The 18,437-nt window shown below is 73.4% G+C and carries 21 protein-coding genes; 10 read left to right on the forward strand and 11 right to left on the reverse strand.

The annotated features are described in order from the left end of the window. Positions 1 to 134: 134 nt before the first annotated feature. The 3 genes from Mco01_RS33360 to Mco01_RS39940 are packed head-to-tail and all read right to left on the reverse strand — an operon-like array spanning position 135 to position 3,350. Entirely contained in the window at positions 135 to 1,742 is a 1,608-nt protein-coding gene (locus tag Mco01_RS33360) for an ABC transporter permease (RefSeq protein WP_204060811.1), read from the reverse strand. Beyond that, complete coding sequence (locus Mco01_RS33365; RefSeq protein WP_204060812.1) at positions 1,739 to 2,665, reverse strand: ABC transporter ATP-binding protein; 927 nt, start codon at positions 2,663 to 2,665, stop codon at positions 1,739 to 1,741. Before Mco01_RS33365 ends, Mco01_RS33360 begins: the two co-directional genes overlap by 4 nt. Next, the gene (locus Mco01_RS39940; RefSeq protein WP_275410649.1) at positions 2,658 to 3,350 is read right to left on the reverse strand and encodes a TetR/AcrR family transcriptional regulator; all 693 of its coding nucleotides are present in this window, start codon (positions 3,348 to 3,350) and stop codon (positions 2,658 to 2,660) included. Before Mco01_RS39940 ends, Mco01_RS33365 begins: the two co-directional genes overlap by 8 nt. 156 nt (positions 3,351 to 3,506) lie before the next feature. Between Mco01_RS39940 and Mco01_RS33375 the strand changes: the two genes are divergently transcribed. Further along, positions 3,507 to 4,364 (forward strand): MerR family transcriptional regulator, encoded by an 858-nt coding sequence (locus Mco01_RS33375; protein ID WP_204060813.1) that lies wholly within the window; start codon positions 3,507 to 3,509, stop codon positions 4,362 to 4,364. On the opposite strand, the gene Mco01_RS33380 is transcribed toward Mco01_RS33375, so the two are convergent. Next, positions 4,339 to 5,517: an FAD-dependent monooxygenase gene (locus tag Mco01_RS33380; RefSeq protein ID WP_204060814.1), complete on the reverse strand. Its 1,179-nt coding sequence runs from the start codon at positions 5,515 to 5,517 to the stop codon at positions 4,339 to 4,341. The two genes, Mco01_RS33375 and Mco01_RS33380, sit on opposite strands and share 26 nt — an antisense overlap. Positions 5,518 to 5,656: 139 nt before the next feature. Continuing rightward, positions 5,657 to 7,057, reverse strand: a complete 1,401-nt coding sequence (gene lpdA, locus Mco01_RS33385; protein WP_036324139.1) for a dihydrolipoyl dehydrogenase — start codon at positions 7,055 to 7,057, stop codon at positions 5,657 to 5,659. A 116-nt stretch (positions 7,058 to 7,173) separates the two neighbouring features. Between lpdA and Mco01_RS33390 the strand changes: the two genes are divergently transcribed. Together Mco01_RS33390 and Mco01_RS33395 are read left to right on the forward strand one after the other, a co-directional pair. Beyond that, positions 7,174 to 7,572, forward strand: a complete 399-nt coding sequence (locus Mco01_RS33390) for an SRPBCC family protein (RefSeq protein ID WP_204060815.1) — start codon at positions 7,174 to 7,176, stop codon at positions 7,570 to 7,572. 120 nt (positions 7,573 to 7,692) lie between these two features. After that, entirely contained in the window at positions 7,693 to 8,265 is a 573-nt protein-coding gene (locus Mco01_RS33395; RefSeq protein ID WP_204060816.1) for a DsbA family protein, read from the forward strand. Positions 8,266 to 8,283: 18 nt separating this feature from the next. On the opposite strand, the gene Mco01_RS33400 is transcribed toward Mco01_RS33395, so the two are convergent. After that, positions 8,284 to 8,496 carry a hypothetical protein gene (locus Mco01_RS33400; RefSeq protein ID WP_204060817.1) on the reverse strand — a complete coding sequence of 71 codons (213 nt, stop codon included), beginning with the start codon at positions 8,494 to 8,496 and terminating at the stop codon, positions 8,284 to 8,286. Positions 8,497 to 8,970: 474 nt separating this feature from the next. Here Mco01_RS33400 and Mco01_RS33405 point away from each other — a divergent pair, with 474 nt between their 5' ends. The 6 genes from Mco01_RS33405 to Mco01_RS33430 all read left to right on the forward strand — a co-directional run bounded on the left by Mco01_RS33405 (position 8,971) and on the right by Mco01_RS33430 (position 12,788). Beyond that, entirely contained in the window at positions 8,971 to 9,534 is a 564-nt protein-coding gene (locus Mco01_RS33405) for a COG4315 family predicted lipoprotein (protein WP_204060818.1), read from the forward strand. Positions 9,535 to 9,809: 275 nt separating this feature from the next. After that, positions 9,810 to 10,274: a GAF domain-containing protein gene (locus tag Mco01_RS33410; RefSeq protein ID WP_204060819.1), complete on the forward strand. Its 465-nt coding sequence runs from the start codon at positions 9,810 to 9,812 to the stop codon at positions 10,272 to 10,274. 68 nt (positions 10,275 to 10,342) lie between these two features. Beyond that, positions 10,343 to 11,071, forward strand: coding sequence for a GAF and ANTAR domain-containing protein (locus tag Mco01_RS33415; RefSeq protein WP_051458109.1), 729 nt, complete (start codon positions 10,343 to 10,345; stop codon positions 11,069 to 11,071). Next, complete coding sequence (locus Mco01_RS33420; RefSeq protein WP_204060820.1) at positions 11,043 to 11,468, forward strand: STAS domain-containing protein; 426 nt, start codon at positions 11,043 to 11,045, stop codon at positions 11,466 to 11,468. Before Mco01_RS33415 ends, Mco01_RS33420 begins: the two co-directional genes overlap by 29 nt. Before the next feature lie 22 nt (positions 11,469 to 11,490). Continuing rightward, positions 11,491 to 12,543 carry a quinone-dependent dihydroorotate dehydrogenase gene (locus Mco01_RS33425; protein ID WP_204060821.1) on the forward strand — a complete coding sequence of 351 codons (1,053 nt, stop codon included), beginning with the start codon at positions 11,491 to 11,493 and terminating at the stop codon, positions 12,541 to 12,543. A 41-nt stretch (positions 12,544 to 12,584) separates the two neighbouring features. After that, the gene (locus Mco01_RS33430; RefSeq protein ID WP_036324122.1) at positions 12,585 to 12,788 is read left to right on the forward strand and encodes a heavy-metal-associated domain-containing protein; all 204 of its coding nucleotides are present in this window, start codon (positions 12,585 to 12,587) and stop codon (positions 12,786 to 12,788) included. Positions 12,789 to 12,791: 3 nt separating this feature from the next. On the opposite strand, the gene Mco01_RS33435 is transcribed toward Mco01_RS33430, so the two are convergent. The 4 genes from Mco01_RS33435 to Mco01_RS33450 form a co-directional block, all read right to left on the reverse strand. Continuing rightward, positions 12,792 to 14,423, reverse strand: coding sequence for a beta-N-acetylhexosaminidase (locus Mco01_RS33435; protein ID WP_204060822.1), 1,632 nt, complete (start codon positions 14,421 to 14,423; stop codon positions 12,792 to 12,794). 34 nt (positions 14,424 to 14,457) lie between these two features. After that, positions 14,458 to 15,315 carry an N-acetylmuramoyl-L-alanine amidase gene (locus Mco01_RS33440; RefSeq protein ID WP_239104105.1) on the reverse strand — a complete coding sequence of 286 codons (858 nt, stop codon included), beginning with the start codon at positions 15,313 to 15,315 and terminating at the stop codon, positions 14,458 to 14,460. Between the two features lie 64 nt (positions 15,316 to 15,379). Beyond that, positions 15,380 to 15,646: a hypothetical protein gene (locus Mco01_RS33445; RefSeq protein WP_204060823.1), complete on the reverse strand. Its 267-nt coding sequence runs from the start codon at positions 15,644 to 15,646 to the stop codon at positions 15,380 to 15,382. Between the two features lie 122 nt (positions 15,647 to 15,768). Beyond that, positions 15,769 to 16,869, reverse strand: coding sequence for a LacI family DNA-binding transcriptional regulator (locus Mco01_RS33450; RefSeq protein ID WP_036324114.1), 1,101 nt, complete (start codon positions 16,867 to 16,869; stop codon positions 15,769 to 15,771). Between the two features lie 222 nt (positions 16,870 to 17,091). On the opposite strand from Mco01_RS33450, the gene Mco01_RS33455 reads away from it, so the two are divergent. Beyond that, complete coding sequence (locus tag Mco01_RS33455) at positions 17,092 to 17,751, forward strand: TetR/AcrR family transcriptional regulator (protein WP_239104106.1); 660 nt, start codon at positions 17,092 to 17,094, stop codon at positions 17,749 to 17,751. Positions 17,752 to 18,201: 450 nt separating this feature from the next. Here the strand turns inward: Mco01_RS33455 and bldC are convergent, their stop codons facing one another. Further along, entirely contained in the window at positions 18,202 to 18,405 is a 204-nt protein-coding gene (gene bldC / locus Mco01_RS33460; protein WP_013133571.1) for a developmental transcriptional regulator BldC, read from the reverse strand. Positions 18,406 to 18,437: the final 32 nt, after the last annotated feature.

Below are 18,437 nucleotides of genomic sequence, written 5' to 3' on the forward strand. Positions count from 1 at the left end.
GCCCCCGGACCGCCGCGACGTCCCGGCCCCCGCGATGCCCCGGACCCTCGCGATGTCCTGGACCGCCCGCGGCCTCCCGGACCGCCCGCGGAGCCGGAGCCGATGTCCGTCTCCGGCTCCGCGGGCGGCGGGTGTCACACGACCGGGACGTCCCGGCGGCGGAGGGCGGCGAGCCCGGCCACGCCCAGGGCGACGGCGACGGCCGTCAGCCACAGCAGCGGGACGGCGCTCACCGGGCTCCCCGGCACGTGCGGCAGATGGGTGAACGGCGAGACGTCGAGCAGTCGCTGGTCGAGCCCCACGGCGGTCCCGACCAGCCCCGCCAGCAGGCAGATCGCGAGGGCGCCCCACCCGGCGGCGGCGAGCCGGGGCAGCGCGCCGGCCAGCGCGATCGTGACCGCGGCCAGCACCCACACCGCGGGAAGCTGCACGAGGGCCCCCGCCAGCACGCGGGGCACCTGACGCCCGGCGTCCCCGGTGTTGAGGCCGTGGGCGAGGCCCATGGCCAGACCGCCCGCGACCAGGGCCGCCGCCGGGCCCAGCAGCGAGAAGACGATGTGGCTGCCCGCCCAGCGGACCCGGCTGACGGCCGTGGAGAGCACCGGCTCGGCCCGGCCGGCGCTCTCCTCCGCGCGCATGCGCAGCGCGGCCTGGACGGCGTACCCGCCCGCGACCATCCCGAGCAGGCCCACGATCCCCGCGAGGTAGCTGTCGATCAGGCCGTTCGCGCCGCCCATGCGTCCGAGGACCTGCTTCATCTCCGGGCTGGCGTCCACGATGTCGCCGACGCCGTCGGCCAGGTAGCCCAGCACGGCGCCGAGCGCGACGAACGTCGCGACCCACGCCGCCAGCAGGCTCCGGTGCAGCCGCCACGCCAGCGCGAGCGGCGAGCGCAGCGCGGGCGCGCCGTCGGCCGGGCCGAGCCGGGGCGGCAGCACACCGGCGCCCAGGTCGCGACGGGCCGACAGCGCGACAGCCGCCGCGGCGAGCACCGCCGTCAACGCCACGGCCAGGACGGCCGGCCACGCCTGCTCGTCCCCGTACGGCCGGATGCGGTGCACCCACCCGATGGGCGACAGCCACGACAGCCACGAGACGGGGCCGGAGGACAGGCCGCTGACGTCGCCCACGACCCGGAGCAGGTAGGCCGCGCCGAGCACGCCGATCGCGATGCCCCGCGCCCCGCCCGCCCCGCCGCTGAGCTGCGCCGCGACGGCCCCGACGGCGGCGAACACCCACCCGATCAGCGCGAACTCCAGCCCGAACGCCCAGGAGCCGCCCGCGGGCAGGCCCTGACCGATCATGCCGCCGGCCAGCACGACGCCGAGGAGCAGGTCCGCGCAGAAGGTGACGATCAGCGCCGCCGCCAGGCCCGCGTGCCGGCCGACCACGGTCGAGCCGAGAAGCTCGCGGCGGCCCGTCTCCTCCTCGGTCCTCGTGTGCCGGATGACGGTGAGGATGCTGATCAGGCCGATGACCACGGGGACGAACCCGGCCCGCCAGGCCACCAGCTCCCCGATGCTCGATCCGTCCAGGGGGCCGTAGAGCACGACGAAGCCCGCGTTGCGCGCGCTGGCGGAGGCGTACCCGGCGCGCAGGGCGGCCGTGGGGAACAGCTCGTTGATGGAGGCGACGTAGGAGACCGGGATGATCCCGAGGAAGACGATCCACAGCGGCAGCAGCACCCGGTCCCGCCGCAGGATGAGGCGGGCCAGCCCGCGCGTGCCCGTCAGTGCGGTCATCGGGCGGCCTCCGCCGTCGCCGCCTCGCCGTCGGCCGGGCCGCGGTCGTAGTGGCGCAGGAACAGCTCCTCGAGCGTGGGCGGCCGGCTCACCAGGCTGCGCACGCCGACGGCGGTGAGGTGCCGCAGCGCCGGGTCCAGCGCGGCGGAGTCGACGTCGAACCGCACGGTGGCGCCGTCGGCGCGCAGGTCGTGGACCCCGGGCAGGCCGGCGAGCCCGTCCACCGGGCCGGCCAGCTCGGCCTGGATGGAGGTGCGGGTCAGGTGCCGCAGGTCGGCGAGGCTGCCCGTCTCGACGGCGCGGCCGTCCCTGATGATCGTGACCCTGTCGCACAGCTCCTCGACCTCGGAGAGGATGTGGCTGGACAGCAGCACGGTCCGGTCGCCGCGGCGCCGCTCCTCGCGGACGACGTCGCGGAACGCCTCCTCCATCAGCGGGTCGAGGCCGGAGGTGGGCTCGTCGAGCAGCAGCAGTTCGACGTCGGAGGCGAGGGCGGCCACCAGGGCCACCTTCTGCCGGTTGCCCTTGGAGTAGGCCCGGCCCTTCTTGCGGGGGTCGAGGTCGAAGCGCTTCAGCAGGTCGTCGCGGCGCCGCTTGTCCAGCCCGCCGCGCATGCGGCCGAGCAGGTCGATCACCTCGCCGCCCGACAGGTTGGGCCACAGCGTCACGTCGCCCGGCACGTACGCCAGCCGGCGGTGCAGCTCGGTCGCCTGGGCCCAGGGGTCGCCGCCGAGCAGCCGGACCGTCCCGGCGTCGGCGCGCAGCATGCCGAGCAGGACCCGGATCGTGGTGCTCTTTCCCGCGCCGTTCGGCCCGAGGAAGCCGTGCACCTCGCCGGTGCGCACGGCCAGGTCGAGCCCGTCCAGGGCCCGTGTCGGGCCGAATGTCTTGACGAGCCCGGTCGCCGAGATGGCGTCATTCATCGTGGAGCTCCTCGTCTGGGCCGGGTGCGGCCTCGCGCCCGGCGGGGGTGGCCCGGTGCGCCGTCCTGTCGAGCGCGTCGAGCAGCACGGCCGCCTCCTCCGGGCTGATGAGGGGATGGGAGTAGATGTCGAGCAGCGCCCGCGACAGCAGGAGGTCGCCCTCGGGGCTGAACATGTCGACGCCCAGCCCCCGGGACACGTGCTCGTACAGGATCGGGACGGCCATCGCCATGGCGGTCGCGATCGTGGCCCGGACCCTGAGAGGGACGACGGGCGGATCGGGGCGCTTCAGATCGGCGAGCCACTCCTCGGTCAGGTTCACGACCTCGTCGAAGAGGGAGGCTGCCGCCCCCTCGGACAGGGCGCGGGCCATGTAGCGCTGGTACGGCCGCAGGGCCGCCCGTGACTGCTGGATGTAGCTCATGTCCGTGTGGCTGGTGTCGGCCCGCACCCGATCGTTGAACCGGTGGACCAGCGCGACCAGGTACTCGTCGCACGCCTCGCGCAGCCCCTGCTTCGAACCGAAGTGGTGGCGGACCAGCCCGGGGGACACACCCGCGGTCTCGGCGATCCCCCGGATCGTCGCCCGCTCGAATCCGTGCTCCCCGAAGTGGAACAGGGCCGCGTCCCTGATCCGGGCGCGTGCGGTGAGGTCTTCCGGGTCCCGCTCCGTCGTCACTGTCACCTGTCCTGTACGCCGATACAGCAAACTATCCGTGCGTGAAGGATGCTATACACACGTATAGTCGCCCGTCCAGGCGGGGTGGTGTTGACCTTGTCCCTGGGGGAGGCTGCAGCATCGAGGCGACCGGGCGAGGTGCCCGGGACGAGGGAGGACGGCGTGGGGCTGCTGACGATCGGGGCGTTCGCGCGGGCCTCGCGGCTGTCGCCCAAGGCCCTTCGCCTGTACGACGAGCTGGGCCTGCTCCGCCCGGCCAGGACCGATCCGGATTCGGGCTACCGCTTCTACGACCCGGCGCAGCTCGAACGGGCCCGCCTGGTCGCCTGGCTGCGCAGGCTCGGGATGCCGCTGGCCCGGATCAGGGCGGTCTGCGACCTGGATCCCGAGGCGGCCGCCGCCGACGTCGCGGCCTACTGGGCGGAGGTCGAGGCCGAGACGGCGGACCGGCGGGGCCTCGCCGTCCTCCTCGTCGACCATCTGTCGGGAAAGGACACCGCCATGGCCGAGGTCGCCGTACGCGACATGCCCGCGCGGATGCTGCTGAGCATCCAGCGCCATCTCATGGCCGAGCAGCTCGAGGCGTTCACCACCGGGCTGGTGCTGCGGCTCGGCGACGGCTCGGTGCCGGGGCTGCCCGGGATCGAGGGGGCGCCGTTCCTCATCTACTACGGGCAGGTGGACGAGGACGGCGACGGGCCGGTGGAGTTCTGCCGCCCGGTCCCCGACTCGGAGGCCGAGGGGGTCGCGGCGCGCTTCCAGGACCTGGCCCTGCGTGCCGAGCCCGCCCACCGCGAGGCGTACGTGCGCCTCACGAAGGCCCAGACGGGCCAGGCGGGGTCGCTGCGCGCGCTCCAGGCGCTGGAGCGGTGGGCCGCCGAGCACGGGGAGACGCCCCAGGGGGTCTCGGTCCGGACGGTCTTCTTCGCCGACCCGAGGACGGCGGGAGACGACGATCCGGTCATGGACGTCGTCGCCTCCCTCCCCAGGCGGGTCACCCCGGGTACTCCCGGAGCGTGATCGAGGTGGCCGCCTTCGTGGTGAGCCGGTCGAGGACGCCCGCGAGCAGCCGTGACGTCATCACCCGGTAGAGGCGGTTGCGGCGCCGGATCCTCGCCCGGGTGGGCGGGGCGAGGAAGGGGCCCGAGTTGGCCCCGATCCGCTGGCACGCCTTCGCGAACCCGCGGATCAGGTTCTCGTACTCGGCGAACCCGGTCCGGTGGTCGCCCCCGGCGGCCGCCAGCTCGCCCGCGAGGACGTGGGACGACACCAGCGCCATGCCCGCGCCCATGCCGCCGAAGGTGGCGCCGTAGCCGGCGTCCCCGATCAGCGCCACCCGGCCCTGGGTGAAGCGGTCCATCCGGACCAGACCGATGGTGTCGAAGTAGAAGTCGGGGGCCGTGGGCAGGTGCTCCAGCAGCCGCGGGACCTCCCAGCCGGCCCCGGCGTACGCGTCCGCCACGATCCTCCGCTGCCCGGAGACGTCCTGACGGTCGTACCCGAGGCCCTCCGCGTGGAAGACGGCCATCACGTTGAGCGCGCCGCCCGGGACGGCGGTGACGCCGAGCGCCCGGCCGGGCTCGTTGTACAGCAGGGTCCCCTGGCCCAGCCCGAGGTGGTCGGGCGCGTTGAACAGCGCCACGTGGTAGCCGGAGGGGCGGACGAACCGCGACTCCGGGCCGAAGGCGAGCCGGCGGACGCCTGAGTGGAGCCCGTCCGCCCCCACCACCAGGTCGAAGGTCCGGACTGCGCCGCTGTCGAAGGCGACCTCGACCCCGTCCGGCGTCTCGGTCATGGCGGCGATCGAGTCGCCGAAGACGTACTCCGCGTCGTCCTTGGTCCGGTCGTACAGCAGGCGGACCAGGTCCCCTCTGAGGATCTCCACCTCGCCGCCGGCGAACTCCGGGGGGAGGCTCACGATCGGACGGCCCTCGGAGTCGACGATGTCCCACCTGCCGGGCCGGGTGCGCATCCGCTTGACGTCGTCCAGCAGGCCCATCTTCCTCAGGAGGGCCATGTGGACGTGGCCGCGGAAGTCGACGGCCTGGCCGCCCTCCCGCAGGGCCGGGGCCCGCTCGACGACTGTGGGGGTGAAGCCGTACCGGCGCAGCCAGTAGGCCAGGGACGGGCCGGCGATGCTCGCGCCGGAGATCAGGACGGTGGTGCTCCTCATGGTTCGCGCTCCTCGTGCGGTCCCGCGCCGCCCCGTGCGGCCGCGACGACCACAGGTTCGGCGCGGGCGCTGACCGCACGACCACCGTCCGCTGACGGCGCCGGTCAGGCCGCTGACGGGACGGCGCGGGACCCGGCGCTCAGAGGTTGATCATGTGGCCCGCCAGGCCGTGGATCGCCTCCTTGACCGCCTCGCCGAGCGTGGGGTGCGCGTGGACGTTGCGCGCCACCTCGTGCACGGTCAGGTCCCACTGCTGCGCGAGCGTCAGCTCCGGCAGCAGCTCGGTCACGTCGGGGCCGATCATGTGCGCGCCCAGCAGCTCGCCGTACGCCGCGTCGCTGAGGACCTTGACGAACCCGTTCGCGTCGCCGAGCCCGTGGGCCTTGCCGTTCGCCGTGAACGGGAACTTCGCCACCTTCACGTCGAAGCCGCGCTCGCGCGCCTGCGCCTCGGTGAACCCGAAGCTCGCGATCTGCGGCTGGCAGTAGGTGGCCCGGGGGACCATGACGTAGTCGATTTCCATCGTCTCGGCGCCCCCGATGGTCTCGGCGGCCACCACGCCCATCGCCTCCGCGGCGTGCGCGAGCATGAGCTTGGCCGTCACGTCCCCCACCGCGAAGATGTGCGGGACGCTCGTGCGGCACCGGCCGTCCACGTCGATCGCGCCTCGATCGGTCAGCCGCACGCCGGTGGTCTCCAGCCCGTAGCCCTCGACCCGAGGGCGGAACCCGACGGCCTGGAGCACCTTGTCCGCCTCCAGCGTCCGGGTCCCCCCGTCGCCGGACACCGTCACCCGGACCTGCTCGCCGGAGTCGTCGATCTCGTCCACCCGGGTCGAGGTCAGCACCTCGACGCCGAGCCGCCGGTAGCGCCGCGCCAGCTCGGCCGACACCTCCTCGTCCTCCAGCGGGACCATGCGGTCGAGGTACTCGACGATCGTCACCCGCACGCCGTAGCTGCTCAGCACGTACGCGAACTCGACGCCGATGGCGCCCGCGCCCGCGATGACGACGCTCTCGGGCAGCTTGTCGCTGAGGATCTGCTCCTCGTAGGTCACTACCCGCTCGCTGACCGACGTGCCGGGCAGCAGCCGGGTCGTGGCGCCGGTGGCGACGACGCAGTGGTCGAACGTCACCGTGCTCGACGAGCCGTCCGCGCCCTCGACGCGGATGGTGTGGGCGTCGGTGAACGTGCCCCGGCCGTTGTACTCGGTGATGCCGTTCTTCCTCATGAGGTAGTGGACGCCCTTGACCCGGCCGTCCGCGACCTTGCGGCTGCGCCGGAAGGCCTCGCCGTAGTCGAAGGTGACCCGCCCGTCGACCTGGATGCCGTACGTCGCCGCCTCGTGGGACAGGAGGTGGACGATCTCGGCGTTGCGCAGCAGCGCCTTGGAGGGGATGCACCCCACGTTGAGGCAGACCCCGCCCCAGTAGCGTTCCTCGACGACCGCCGCGCTGAGCCCGAGCTGGGCCGCCCGGATTGCGGCGACGTATCCGCCGATGCCGGCGCCGAGGACCACGACGTCGTAGTGATCGCTCATGCCCGGACCCTACGCTCCGGCGCCGCGTCGGGCGCGGGCGGGGGCGGCTCCCCGGGGGTTGACCCTCGCGGCAGGGGTAGGGACCCGGTACGCCCAGCGAGGGAGGAGTGACGGACATGAGCGAGTTCGAGCGTTCGCGCAGGATGCCGGTCGCGGCCGGCCAGGTCTTCGACACCGCGTGCGACGTGGACAGGCTCGACCTGTGGCTGCCGCGCGACCTGCACGTCCGGGCAGAGGAGCCGCCCGCGGTCACCGTGCACGAGGACGCCACCGGCGAGGACGCCCGGGCCCTGCTGCGCTCGGAGCGCGACCAGCTCAGGATGGAGTGGGGGACGCGGGACGTCGACCGCTACGCCGGCTGGCTCCAGGTCGCCGGGATCGGCGACGACGCCAGCGACGTCACCGTCCACCTCTCGTTCTTCGACGAGGCCCACGTGCCCCCGGCCGAGGCCGTCGAGAGCGCGCTCGACGAGAGCCTCGAACGCCTGGAGGGCCAGGTGACCCCGCAGGGCTGAGGCGTGGCGGCGAAGCGGCGGGGGTAAAGCGGACAAAGCGGCGTTGCCCGAGAAATGACGCTTCCTTAATCCCGGAATGTCCGAGTCCAGGGTAGGAAAGCGCCGACCAAGGGGGGCGACATGACCACGCACGCAGGCAGGGTCTCCACACCGCGCCACATCCCCGCCGGTGCGCCGGCCAGCGGAGACGGCATCGTCGTGGGGACGGGCACGGTGGTGATCGACGTCTACGTCGACTTCCTGTGCCCGTTCTGCCGCCAGTTCGAGGAGACGGCCGGCCCGACGCTGCACAGGCTGGTGGACGACGGGCTCGTCAGCATCGTCTACCACCCGATGGCGTTCCTCGACCAGCTCTCGGCCGACCACTACTCCTCCCGCGCGTCCGCGGCGTCCGGGTGCGCCGCCGACGGCGGTCTGTTCGTGGAGTACGCCGAGGCGCTGTTCGCGAACCAGCCGCCGGAGGGCGGGCCGGGCCTCACGGACGACGAGCTGATCGGGATCGGCGACCTCGTCGGGCTCGATCCGCCGTTCGCCGGGTGCGTGCGCGACCGCACGTACCTCGACTGGGCGGCGTACGTCACGGACAAGGCGATGGAACGGGGGGTCAGCGGCACGCCGACCGTGCTCGTGGAGGACGTCCCGGTGCCCGCGAACGTCCGCTCGATCACGCAGGCGGTCGCCGCGGCCCGCTGACCCCGGGCCGGGCGCCGGTCATTCGCGGACGTCCCCGCCCGGCAGGTCCTCGCCCGGCGGCGTGCCGGGGTCGCCCCCCGGGAGCGGCGGCGTGAACGCGGACGCCCGGGGGCCGGCGAGGCCCAGGACCTGCCGGATCCACGCCTCCAGCCCGGTGGGGTCGGGCGGGGTCAGCGGTGTGGGTTCCGTTCCCGGTCTCTGCGGTCCGGGTCCCTGCGCGGGCGTGGTCACCACCGTCTCCTCTCCGGAACGGGAGCCGGTGCCGCCGCGTGACGCGCGCCGCCGCATGACGATCGTGGAGACGTACGCTCGGCCATCCTGGTGCTCCTTGTCTGTCGCACGACCAGGCGAAGGGGGGCTTCGCGCGGAGAACGCCTCCCCGGCAGGTCGGGGGCCCTCACGGCAGGCGTCAGAGGCTCAGCATCGCACCGCCCCCGCCGGGCGGCGGGGCAGGACCTCGTGATCGCTTTCCGTGTCGGCCACAGCCAGTCACCGTATGACTTTTACCCCATTTTCCCGAAATTTGACTTTCTATCCGCTTCGCTGGGCGGCCGGGGAACGACGTCACGGGCGGGGCCGCGGCGGCACGCCAACCCACTCCCACGAGACGGCAAAGGCCTGTCCCGGATCTTCGTGTCCGCCGGGCGGGGCCACGCTCACCGCGTGTCTCCTGGGAGCCACTCGCCTACTTCCCTGGAGCCGAAGATGAGGAAACTGCTGTACGCCGGCGCGATCGCGATCGGCCTGCTGGCGTCCGGCTGCGGCGGCGCCGCGAACGAGGACGCCGCCAACCCCGCCGCCGCGAACGAGACGTCGCCGGAGACCTCGGCGTCCGAGTACCCCTCGGGTTCGGCCAGCCCCGGCTACTCGGCGTCGCCGACCTCGGCCGTCCAGCAGACGCCGACCGGCCCCGCGAGGATCGACACGGCGAGCACGTCGCTCGGCACGGTGCTCGTCGGCGTCGAGGGCCGCACCGTCTACCTCTTCACCGCGGACAAGAACGGCCAGCCCACCTGCAACGGCGCGTGCGCCGCGGCCTGGCCGCCCGTGCTCACGAACGGCGCGCCGCAGGGCGGGACGGGGGTCCGGGCGAACCTGCTCGGCACCGTCAAGCGCGCCGACGGCATGACGCAGGTGACCTACAACAAGCACCCGCTGTACTACTACGCCAAGGACCAGAAGGCCGGCGACGTGACCGGCCAGGACGTCAAGGACTTCGGCGGCGAGTGGCACGCCGTCACGCCGGAGGGCAAGAAGGCCAAGCACTGACGCGGCGCCGTCCGCACCGCACCGGCCGCCCTGGAGCCACGCGCTCCAGGGCGGCCGTCGTCTGCGCAGCCATCACGAACACCCCATGAAAGGCGCCGCCGCCCTCCCGTACGGTCACCCAGGCCGTAGGGGAGGGCCGCCGCGTATCGGCCACGGGGTAGCCTGAAGGATCGGGTCGGACCGCCTGGCAGGATCGGCGTGAAGCCCACTAGGCTTATCGGCAATCCGCCCTGTGTCCGCGGCCGCTTCGTCATTTGGAGACGGCAGGCGATGACATGGATGCGTCGTCAGTTCTTGAAAGCGTGCTCATCGGCATGGCCGACCTGTTCGGGGTCGACGGTGCCGCTCTCATGCTGCTCGACGAGGAGGACCGGCTGCGTGCGGTCGGGGCCACGGACGACGACGGCCTCCTGCTGGAGTCGGCCCAGGAGTCCGTCGGCGAGGGCCCGGCGATCGACAGCGCCTCGCGCTGCGACCTCGTCGCCATCCGCGACCTGCATGCCGCGAGTCCGATCGGATACCCGCATCTCGCCGCCTACGCGGCGCCCGTCCACGCGGTGCTGTCGGTGCCGCTCATCGAGGGCGCGGAGCTGATCGGCGTACTCGACTTCTACGCCAGGGTGGGCCACGCCTGGGGGCCCGCCGAGGCGGAGGCCGGCTCCCACCTGGGCGAACTGCTCGTCATCGTGCTCCAGGTCCTCGCGGAGAGCAGGACTGACGCGCCCTTCTCCGGGCAGTGACATTGGTCGAATCGGCATCTCTCCGCTGCCACAGCGGTGCAGAGGTGAGGTTCACGAGAGGATACGGAATGACCCATATCGATCCTGATGCGCTTGTCGCCAGCCTGCGCCGTCTGCAGAAGGACAGGTCGGCGACCGGGATCGTGCACCACCTCGAGCGGATCGTCCAGGTCGTCGACCGGCTCTTCGGATACTCCGGGGCCGGCCTGATGTTCGCCGAGGAGGACCGCACGCTCCGCTTCCTCTTCGCGACGGACGAGCGCGGGCGCAGCCTCGAGCACGCCCAGGCGGCCACCGGGCAGGGGCCGTGCGTCGCCGCCTACGCCGGCGACACCGCCGTGACGACCGTGGACGTCCGGGACGACGTCCGCTGGCCGGCCCTGAAGGACCTGCTGCACCCGGAGGTGCGCGGGGTGGCCGGGGTCCCCATCCGGCTCGGCGGGGTGCCCGTGGGCACCCTGAACGTCTACCAGGACAGCCCGCACGAGTGGCAGGAGTCCGACACCCAGGCCCTCCACGCGTACGCGCATGTGATCGAGCAGGTCCTCGTGGCCGCCATCGAGGCGGACGAGAAGGCCGTGCTCGCCGACCAGCTGCAGTACGCGCTGGACTACCGGATCGTCATCGAACGCGCCATCGGCTACCTGATGGGCAAGCACGACCTCACCGCCTCCCAGGCGTTCACCGGGCTGCGCAAGCAGGCCAGGGACAGCAGGCGGAAGGTCTCCGACCTCGCGGCCGAGCTGCTGGGAGAGCAGGGCCCGAAAAGTGTTGCGGATCCAGATCACGTCGGCTGAGCCGGCGCTGACGGTGGCCCTCAGCGGCGACCTCGACATGGCCGAGGTGCCGGAGTTCCGCGCGTTCCTGACCCGGACGCTGGCCGTGCACCCGCCCGGCCACGTACGGGTGGACCTCGCGGAGGTCGGCTTCCTGGACTGCGCGGGGGCGCGGTCGCTGCTGTGGGCCGACGCCCGGGTGCGGGAGTGGGGCGGGACGGCCACGTTCGCCCGCCCCTCCCAGCCTGTGCTGCGGCTGCTCCGGCTGCTGGAGCTGGACCGGACGCTGCTCCTGCGCGGCGGGGACGCCGCGACCCCCACGCCGGCACCCACCGCTGTCCCCAGGCCGGTTCCCAGGCCGGTCCCCACGCCGGCACCCACCGCGGCGGGCCGGGAGGTCAGGCCCGGCCGCGACTGAGGCAGGCGATAGTCTTCCCTCGATGTATCGAATCGTGTTCACGCAGGTCCTGAGCCGCTTCGACGCGGAGGCCGTGCACCATCTCACGATCAGGGCGCTCCGCCTGCTCGGGTTGCTCCCGTTCGTGACGCGGCGGCTGCACCGGCTGCTCGCCCCGCGTGAGGAGTCGCTGCGGGTCACCGCGTTCGGCGTGCACTTCCCCGGGCCGTTCGGGCTGGCGGCCGGGTTCGACAAGGACGCCCGGTGCGTCGCCCCGCTGGCGGCCTTCGGCTTCGGGCACGTCGAGGTGGGCACGATCACGGCCCACGCCCAGCCCGGCAATCCCCGCCCCCGGCTGTTCCGGCTGCCCGAGAGCCGGGCGGTCATCAACCGGATGGGCTTCAACAACGCGGGGGCGGCGGAGGCCGCCCGGCGGCTGCGCCGTCCCCGGGGCGTCCCGGCCGTGGTCGGTGTGAACATCGGCAAGACCAAGGTCGTCCCCGAGTCCGAGGCGGTGGACGACTACGTCACGAGCGCCCGGCTGCTCGCGCCCCTCGCCGACTACCTCGTGGTCAACGTCAGCTCGCCCAACACGCCGGGGCTGCGCGACCTGCAGGCCGTGGACCGGCTGCGCCCGCTCCTCGCCGCCGTGAAGGAGGCCGCGGGCCGCACGCCGCTCCTGGTGAAGATCGCCCCCGACCTGGCGGACGAGGACGTCGACGCGGTGGCCGAGCTGGCGGCCGACCTCGGTCTGGCCGGGATCATCGCCACGAACACCACGATCAGCCGCGAGGGCGTCGCCAGCACGGAGGCCGGCGGACTGTCGGGCCGCCCGCTGAAGGCCCGCTCCCTGGAGGTCCTGCGCCGGCTGCACCGCAAGGCCGGCGACCGCCTCACGCTCGTCTCCGTCGGCGGCGTGGAGGACGTCGACGACGTCTGGGAGCGGCTGCTCGCCGGCGCCACCCTCGTGCAGGGCTACACCGGACTCATCTACGAGGGCCCCCTGTGGCCGTCGCGGATCAACCGGGCCCTGGCCCGCCGGCTGCGGCGGCACGGCCACACGTCGATCCGCGAGGTCGTCGGCAGGACCGCCTGACCCCCTTTCCCCCTACGCGCGATCCTTTTCCGGAGGGTGACATGAGCCTGAAGACCTACACCGTGCAGGGCATGACCTGCGGCCACTGCGTGAGCTCGGTCAAGGAGGAGGTCGGCGAGATCCCCGGCGTGACCGGGGTGGAGGTCGACCTGGACAGCGGCCGGCTCGACGTCAGCGGCGACGGCGTGACCGACGACGCCGTCCGGCAGGCCGTCGAGGAGGCCGGATACCAGCTCGTGCCCTGACGGTCACATGCTGGGCCGGGTGGAGTCGGCAGCGTGGGTCAGCTCGTCGAGGTGGCGCATGACGTCCCCGACGACGACCACGCCGGGCCGGTGCCGCCGCCACCCGCCGCCGCGCTGCCACGGCCGCGGCCCGTCGAGCGGGCGGTACTCCACCCCGAAGGCGTCCAGGCGGGCCAGGTGGTCCTTCAGGCGGGGTCCGAAGTCCTCGCCGGCCGGGCCGCCCGTCCAGACGACCTCGGCGGCGGCGCAGCCCCGCGGCCAGGCGCGGTAGTCGAGCGTCCGGCCGTCCGGGATGCGCTCGCTCCACAGCTGGAACTGCGCCCCGATCACCCGCGCCCGCTCCCCGGCCGTCCAGTCCTGCGGCGCCGGGGCGAAGGCCGCCACATCGGCGACCGTGACGGCGTCGCCGAGCCCGGCGGGCTCCTCGGGCGAGGCGGCCTCCGCGTAGTCGAAGTACAGCGGGAAGACGGGCGTCGCCACCACGTCGTGCCCGGCCGCCGCGGCCCGGCGGCCGACCTGCGGGCCGCGCCACGGCATCACGATCGTGTCCTGCCTCAGCCGGCCGCTGACGAAGGCCTCGTCCCACACGACCGCCCGGCTGCCCCGCTCGGCCAGGGCGTCCGCCAGCCGCCGCAGGAACCACGCGTGCAGGTCGCCCACGGTCTCCAGGCCCAGCTCCTCCCGGTACGCGGAGATCTCGGGCGAGGCGGCCCAGTCGTCCAGCACGCACTCGTCGCCGCCGATGTGGAAGTACGGCACGTCGCCGACGGCCCCGGCGATCTCGCCGAACACGGTCGTGAGGAAGGCCACCGCGGCGGGCAGCGGGGACAGGATGGCCGGCGAGATGCCCCACCGGTCGAGCACGCGGTGCCGCTCGCCGGGCCGGACCCCCAGCTCCGGGTACGCCGCCAGGATCGCCGACGCGTGTCCGGGCACGTCGATCTCCGGGACGACGGTGACGGCCCGCGCCCGGGCGTACGCCGCGATCTCCGCGAGGTCGGCCAGCGTGTAGTAGCCCCCGTGCGGGACCTCGTCGAAAACGGGCTCCTCGCCGTAGTGGCTGACGATCGTCCGGGGGCGGTGCGAGCCGACCTCGTGCAGCAGCGGGTACGCCGGGCTCTCGACGCGCCACCCCTGGTCGTCCGCGAGATGCAGGTGGAGCCGGTTGAGCTTGTGGACCGCGAGCAGGTCGACCAGGCGCAGCACCTCCCGCTTGGGCAGGAAGTTGCGGGCGACGTCGAGGTGCGCCCCCCGCCATGAGAAGGCCGGAGCGTCCGCCACGCGCCCGTACGGGACCGTCCAGGACACGCCCGGCAGCGCGGCCGCCCGGTAGGCGTCCACGGGCAGCAGCTGCAGCAGCGTCTGCGCCGCGTAGAAGGCGCCGGCCCGGTCCCCGGCGCGGATCCGCACGCCGTCGTCCCCGATCTCCAGCTCGTACGCCTCGGGGCCCAGCCGGGCGTCCTCCTCCACCCGTACGGCGGCGTCCGGGCCGCCGGGCCGCAGGTCCGGCACGGGTACGGCGAGTCGTACGGCGTCGGCGAGCGCGGCGGGACCGGCCACGGCGGAGCCGGGCGGGAGCGCGAACGACCCCGGCCTGCTCTCGACCGTGCGAGGACGGGGGAGGAGGCGATTCATGCCGCAGATCATGCCAAATCGCCCGCGGCGGCGCTCACCGCAGGTAGCTCTGCAGGCCCTTGGCGAGGGAGACGGCGATGCGCTGGCGGAACCGGGGGTCCTTGAACTTCGCGGCGTCGCCGGCGTTGCGCATGTTCCCGCACTCGATGAAGATCTTGGGGACTGTCGACAGGTTGAGCCCGCCGAGGTCGCTGCGGTAGTTGAGCGCGTTCGTGCCGATGTACGTCGAGTACGCGATGCCGGTGCCCGCGTGGAAGGCGTCGCGGACTGTGATGCCCAGGCGCCTGGAGCCGGCGACGACCGGGTCGACCGGGCCGTGGATCTTCTTCGGCATGATGACGTGGAAGCCGTGGGCGGCCGAGGGCGCGCCGTCCGCGTGGATGGAGATCGCGGCGTCGGCCTTCGCCCGGTTGCCGATGGCCGCCCGCTGGGTGATGCACGGCCCGACGCCGGTGTTGCCCGTGCGGGTGAGCTTGACGGTGGCACCCTGGGCCCGCAGCAGCTTCGCCAGGCGGCTGGAGACGTCCCAGGTGAAGGCGGCCTCGGCGTAGCCGTCGTTGGTGGACGTCCCGGTGGTGTCGCAGGCCTTCTTCTCCGTGAGGATGTCGACCTGCCTGTTGATGATCTCCGGGTGCCGGTAGTTGCCGCCGTTGTGGCCCGGGTCGATCACGACGACCTTGCCGGCCAGCGGCTTGGCGGGCGCGGACGACGTGCTGGCGGTCCGGGCGGAGTCCGCGGCCCCGCCGCTCGCGGGGACCTCGCGAGACGCGGGCGCCGACGGCGGCGTGGAGGGGCCGGAGGCCGCCGCACCCGAGACCGCCGTGCCGCCGCAGGCGACTGCTCCAAGCCCGCACAGGCCCAGGACTGCGGCGGCAAGTGGTCGTCTGATCACGCTCGAATCCCTTCGCGGAGGCACGTCCTCCTAACGTACGCGGATTCGGCTCGTGACCAGACCGTTATGCCGGAAAGCGCCCCACCCAGGCCGGTTCCGCGGCCTCCTGGCTGTGCAGGAGCGCGGCCAGCTCGCGGGCGTCCTCGGCGTCGAGGCCCAGCACCACCCGGGGACGTCCCCACGGATGGTCGATCGAGTGGGCGACGTAGCTCGCCACGGAGTCGGCGACCTCGTCGCCGCTCAGTCCCCGGGTCTCGCGCCAGTGCGCCCAGGCCCGCTCGAGCTCGCCGGCCGCCCGCTGAGCGCAGGAGACCAACTCAGGATCACGCATGAATCCCCCCGATTCTCGCGACATGCGGTCGCCGTCCCGGCGGGTTGCCGTCGGCGACCCGCCGGGGGTCGGCGTCACGGTACGAGTGAACACCGCCGCGAGGGGACACGTCGGGGATTGACCTACCCTTGGTCATCCCTTGGAGCCGGCCCGGTGCTGCGCCGCACCACGAGCTGCGGGGTGACCTGGCGCAGCCGCGCCACCTTGCCGGGCTCGGAGATGCGGTCGCTGAGCAGGGCGGCGGCCGATCGGCCCATTGCGCGCCTGGGCTGGTCCACGCTGGTCAGCGATATGTGCGTGACCGCCGCGAGGTGGGTGTTGTCGTAGCCCACCACCGACAGGTCCTCCGGCACCCGGAGGCCCAGCTCGCTCGCCGCCGTGAGCACGCCCATGGCCACGATGTCGTTGGCCGCGAAGATCGCGGTCGGCCGCGGGTCGCGCTGCAGCAGGGCCAGGGCCGCGCGCCGGCCGCCCTCCTCGGTGAAGTCCCCGTGCTCGACCATGATGTACGGCGCGAGGGCGTGGCGGCGCATGGCCACCAGGTAGCCCTCGCACCGGCAGCGGGCGGCCGAGGACGGCGTGCCCTCGATGTGGGCGATGCGCCGGTGGCCCATCTCCACGAGGTGGTCGACCGCCAGGCGGGCGCCGAGCTGGTCGTCGTCCACCACGATGTCGACGCCCTCGAGCTCCACGTCCCGCTCGCCGACGACCACGGTCGGGGTGTAGGCGGAGGCCTCCGCGAGCGTGTCGCTGGACGGCGCCACGCCGAGCAGCACGAGCCCGTCCACGCGCAGCTCCAGGAAGGCCTCCACGGCCTCGTCCTCGAACGCCGGGTCCCAGCGCCCGCTGCCGATCAGCAGGCGCAGGCCGTCGCCGTGCAGGCTCTCCTGCAGGCCGTCCAGGAACTCCGCGTAGAAGGGGTTGTGCAGGTCCGCCACGAGGGCGCCCACCAGGTGGGTGCGTCCCTCGACCAGGCTTCGGGCCACCGCGTTGGGACGGTAGCCGAGCTCCCTCGCGGCCTGCAGGACCGCCTCACGGCGGTGCTCGCTCACGTGCGGCGAACCCCGCAGCACGAGCGAGACCAGCGACTTCGAGACCCCGGCGCGTTCCGCCACGTTGCGGATCGTCGGCCGTGGCCGTGGGCTGAACCCATCGGACAGCCCGCCGTCGGGTAACGAGACCGCGACGTTCCGGGCAGTGGTCTGCATGGACGGTCCTGACATGGTTCTCCCCACGATGCGTGGACGTGCACCTGACACACCAAACGATCGAGTTGCCCAGAGGGTACGGGTAGATCGCAGTAACGCGTCTTCCTTCCTCTTAATCAGGCGTTGGGAAGGGTAGCCCGGAGGTGGGAACGCGGCCCCTTCCGGGAGCCCCTTCCAGAGGATCTCTTGATCAGGGCAGCGCGCCCGCTGTGGACTCCACCCGTTAGGGTTCGAGGTGTGGGTGCCACACGCCAAGCGGAGGACGGCGCACGGCCGGCACGGCGCAGGCTCAGCGTCGACCGGCGGCGGGAGGAGCTCATCGCGGCAGCGTTGGAGCTGTTCAGCAGGCACGACGCCGAGGACGTGTCGATCGACGACGTCGCCCTGTCGGCCGGGGCGTCACGAGCCCTCGTCTACCACTACTTCGGCGGCAAGCAGGAGCTGTACGTGGCCGCGTTGCGCAGCGCGGCCGAGGAACTGGAGGCCCGGCTGCAGCCTCAGGGCGGCGGACGGCCCATGGAGGAGCTCGCCCGCGGGCTGCGCCGCTACTTCGATTTCGTGGAGGAGCACGCGGCCGGGTTCGCCGCCCTGCTCAGGGGCGGGCCCGCCAACCGCGCCGGCGAGATCGGCGAGATCGTGGACGGCGTACGGCGGCGGATGCTGCACCTGATCATGAACGAGATGCGGGTGACCGACCCCGGGCCGGTGCTGCGCACCACGCTGCGGTCGTGGATCGCCTCGGTGGAGACGGCGGGCCTCGACTGGCTGGAGCACCGCGACATGGAGCGGGCGGAGCTCGAACGCCTGCTGGTGGAGCAGATGGCCGCCCTGCTGCGGGTGGCGGCCGGGCACGACGACGAGGTGGAGCGCCTGGCGCGCACGCTCCTGGACGGGTGACGCCCGCCCGGCTGCACGGCGTACGGGCCGCGGCCCGATGCCGGAAACGGTTTCCAGCGAACCTGAACGGGGGGCACGTGGCGGAACGCAGCGGGGGACGGGCCGGACGGCTGCGCGGACTTGCGCGGCGGGTCACGCTCCCCGCCCGCCGGAGCGGTGGAAAGGGGCCGGACGGCACGTGAGGGAAACGGACGGCAGGAAGGAACGGGCGCCCTGGCGGCGACGGTCACGCGGAGTCCGGCGGTGGATCACGGTCACGCTACGCGCCGGGGCGACGGACGCACCGGCAGGGGAGCGCGCACCGGGGCGGCGGGGAGGCGCCGGGCGGGCGGCGCCGGCCCCATATCGTCCCGTGACCCATGGCGGTCACGGGACCGTGGCGGACGCGCTCACATCCATGGCGACGCGAGCGCGCCGGTACTTCCCCCTGGTGCGGCGACGCTCCCCGTCCTACTCCGACCGCTGCTGCGGTATGCCCGCCAGCAGCGCCCGGACCTCGGTCTCCCGGTAACGCCGGTGCCCCCCGAGCGTGCGGATGGACGTCAACTTGCCGGCCTTCGCCCACCGAGTGACGGTCTTGGGGTCGACCCGGAACATCGTGGCGACCTCCGCCGGGGTGAGCAGTGGCTCGGCCTCGGGTGTACGAGCTGACATTTGTGCGGCCTCTCCTCCGTGTGGACCGCCGA

Source organism: Microbispora corallina (assembly GCF_016863035.1).
Classification (GTDB): domain Bacteria; phylum Actinomycetota; class Actinomycetes; order Streptosporangiales; family Streptosporangiaceae; genus Microbispora; species Microbispora corallina.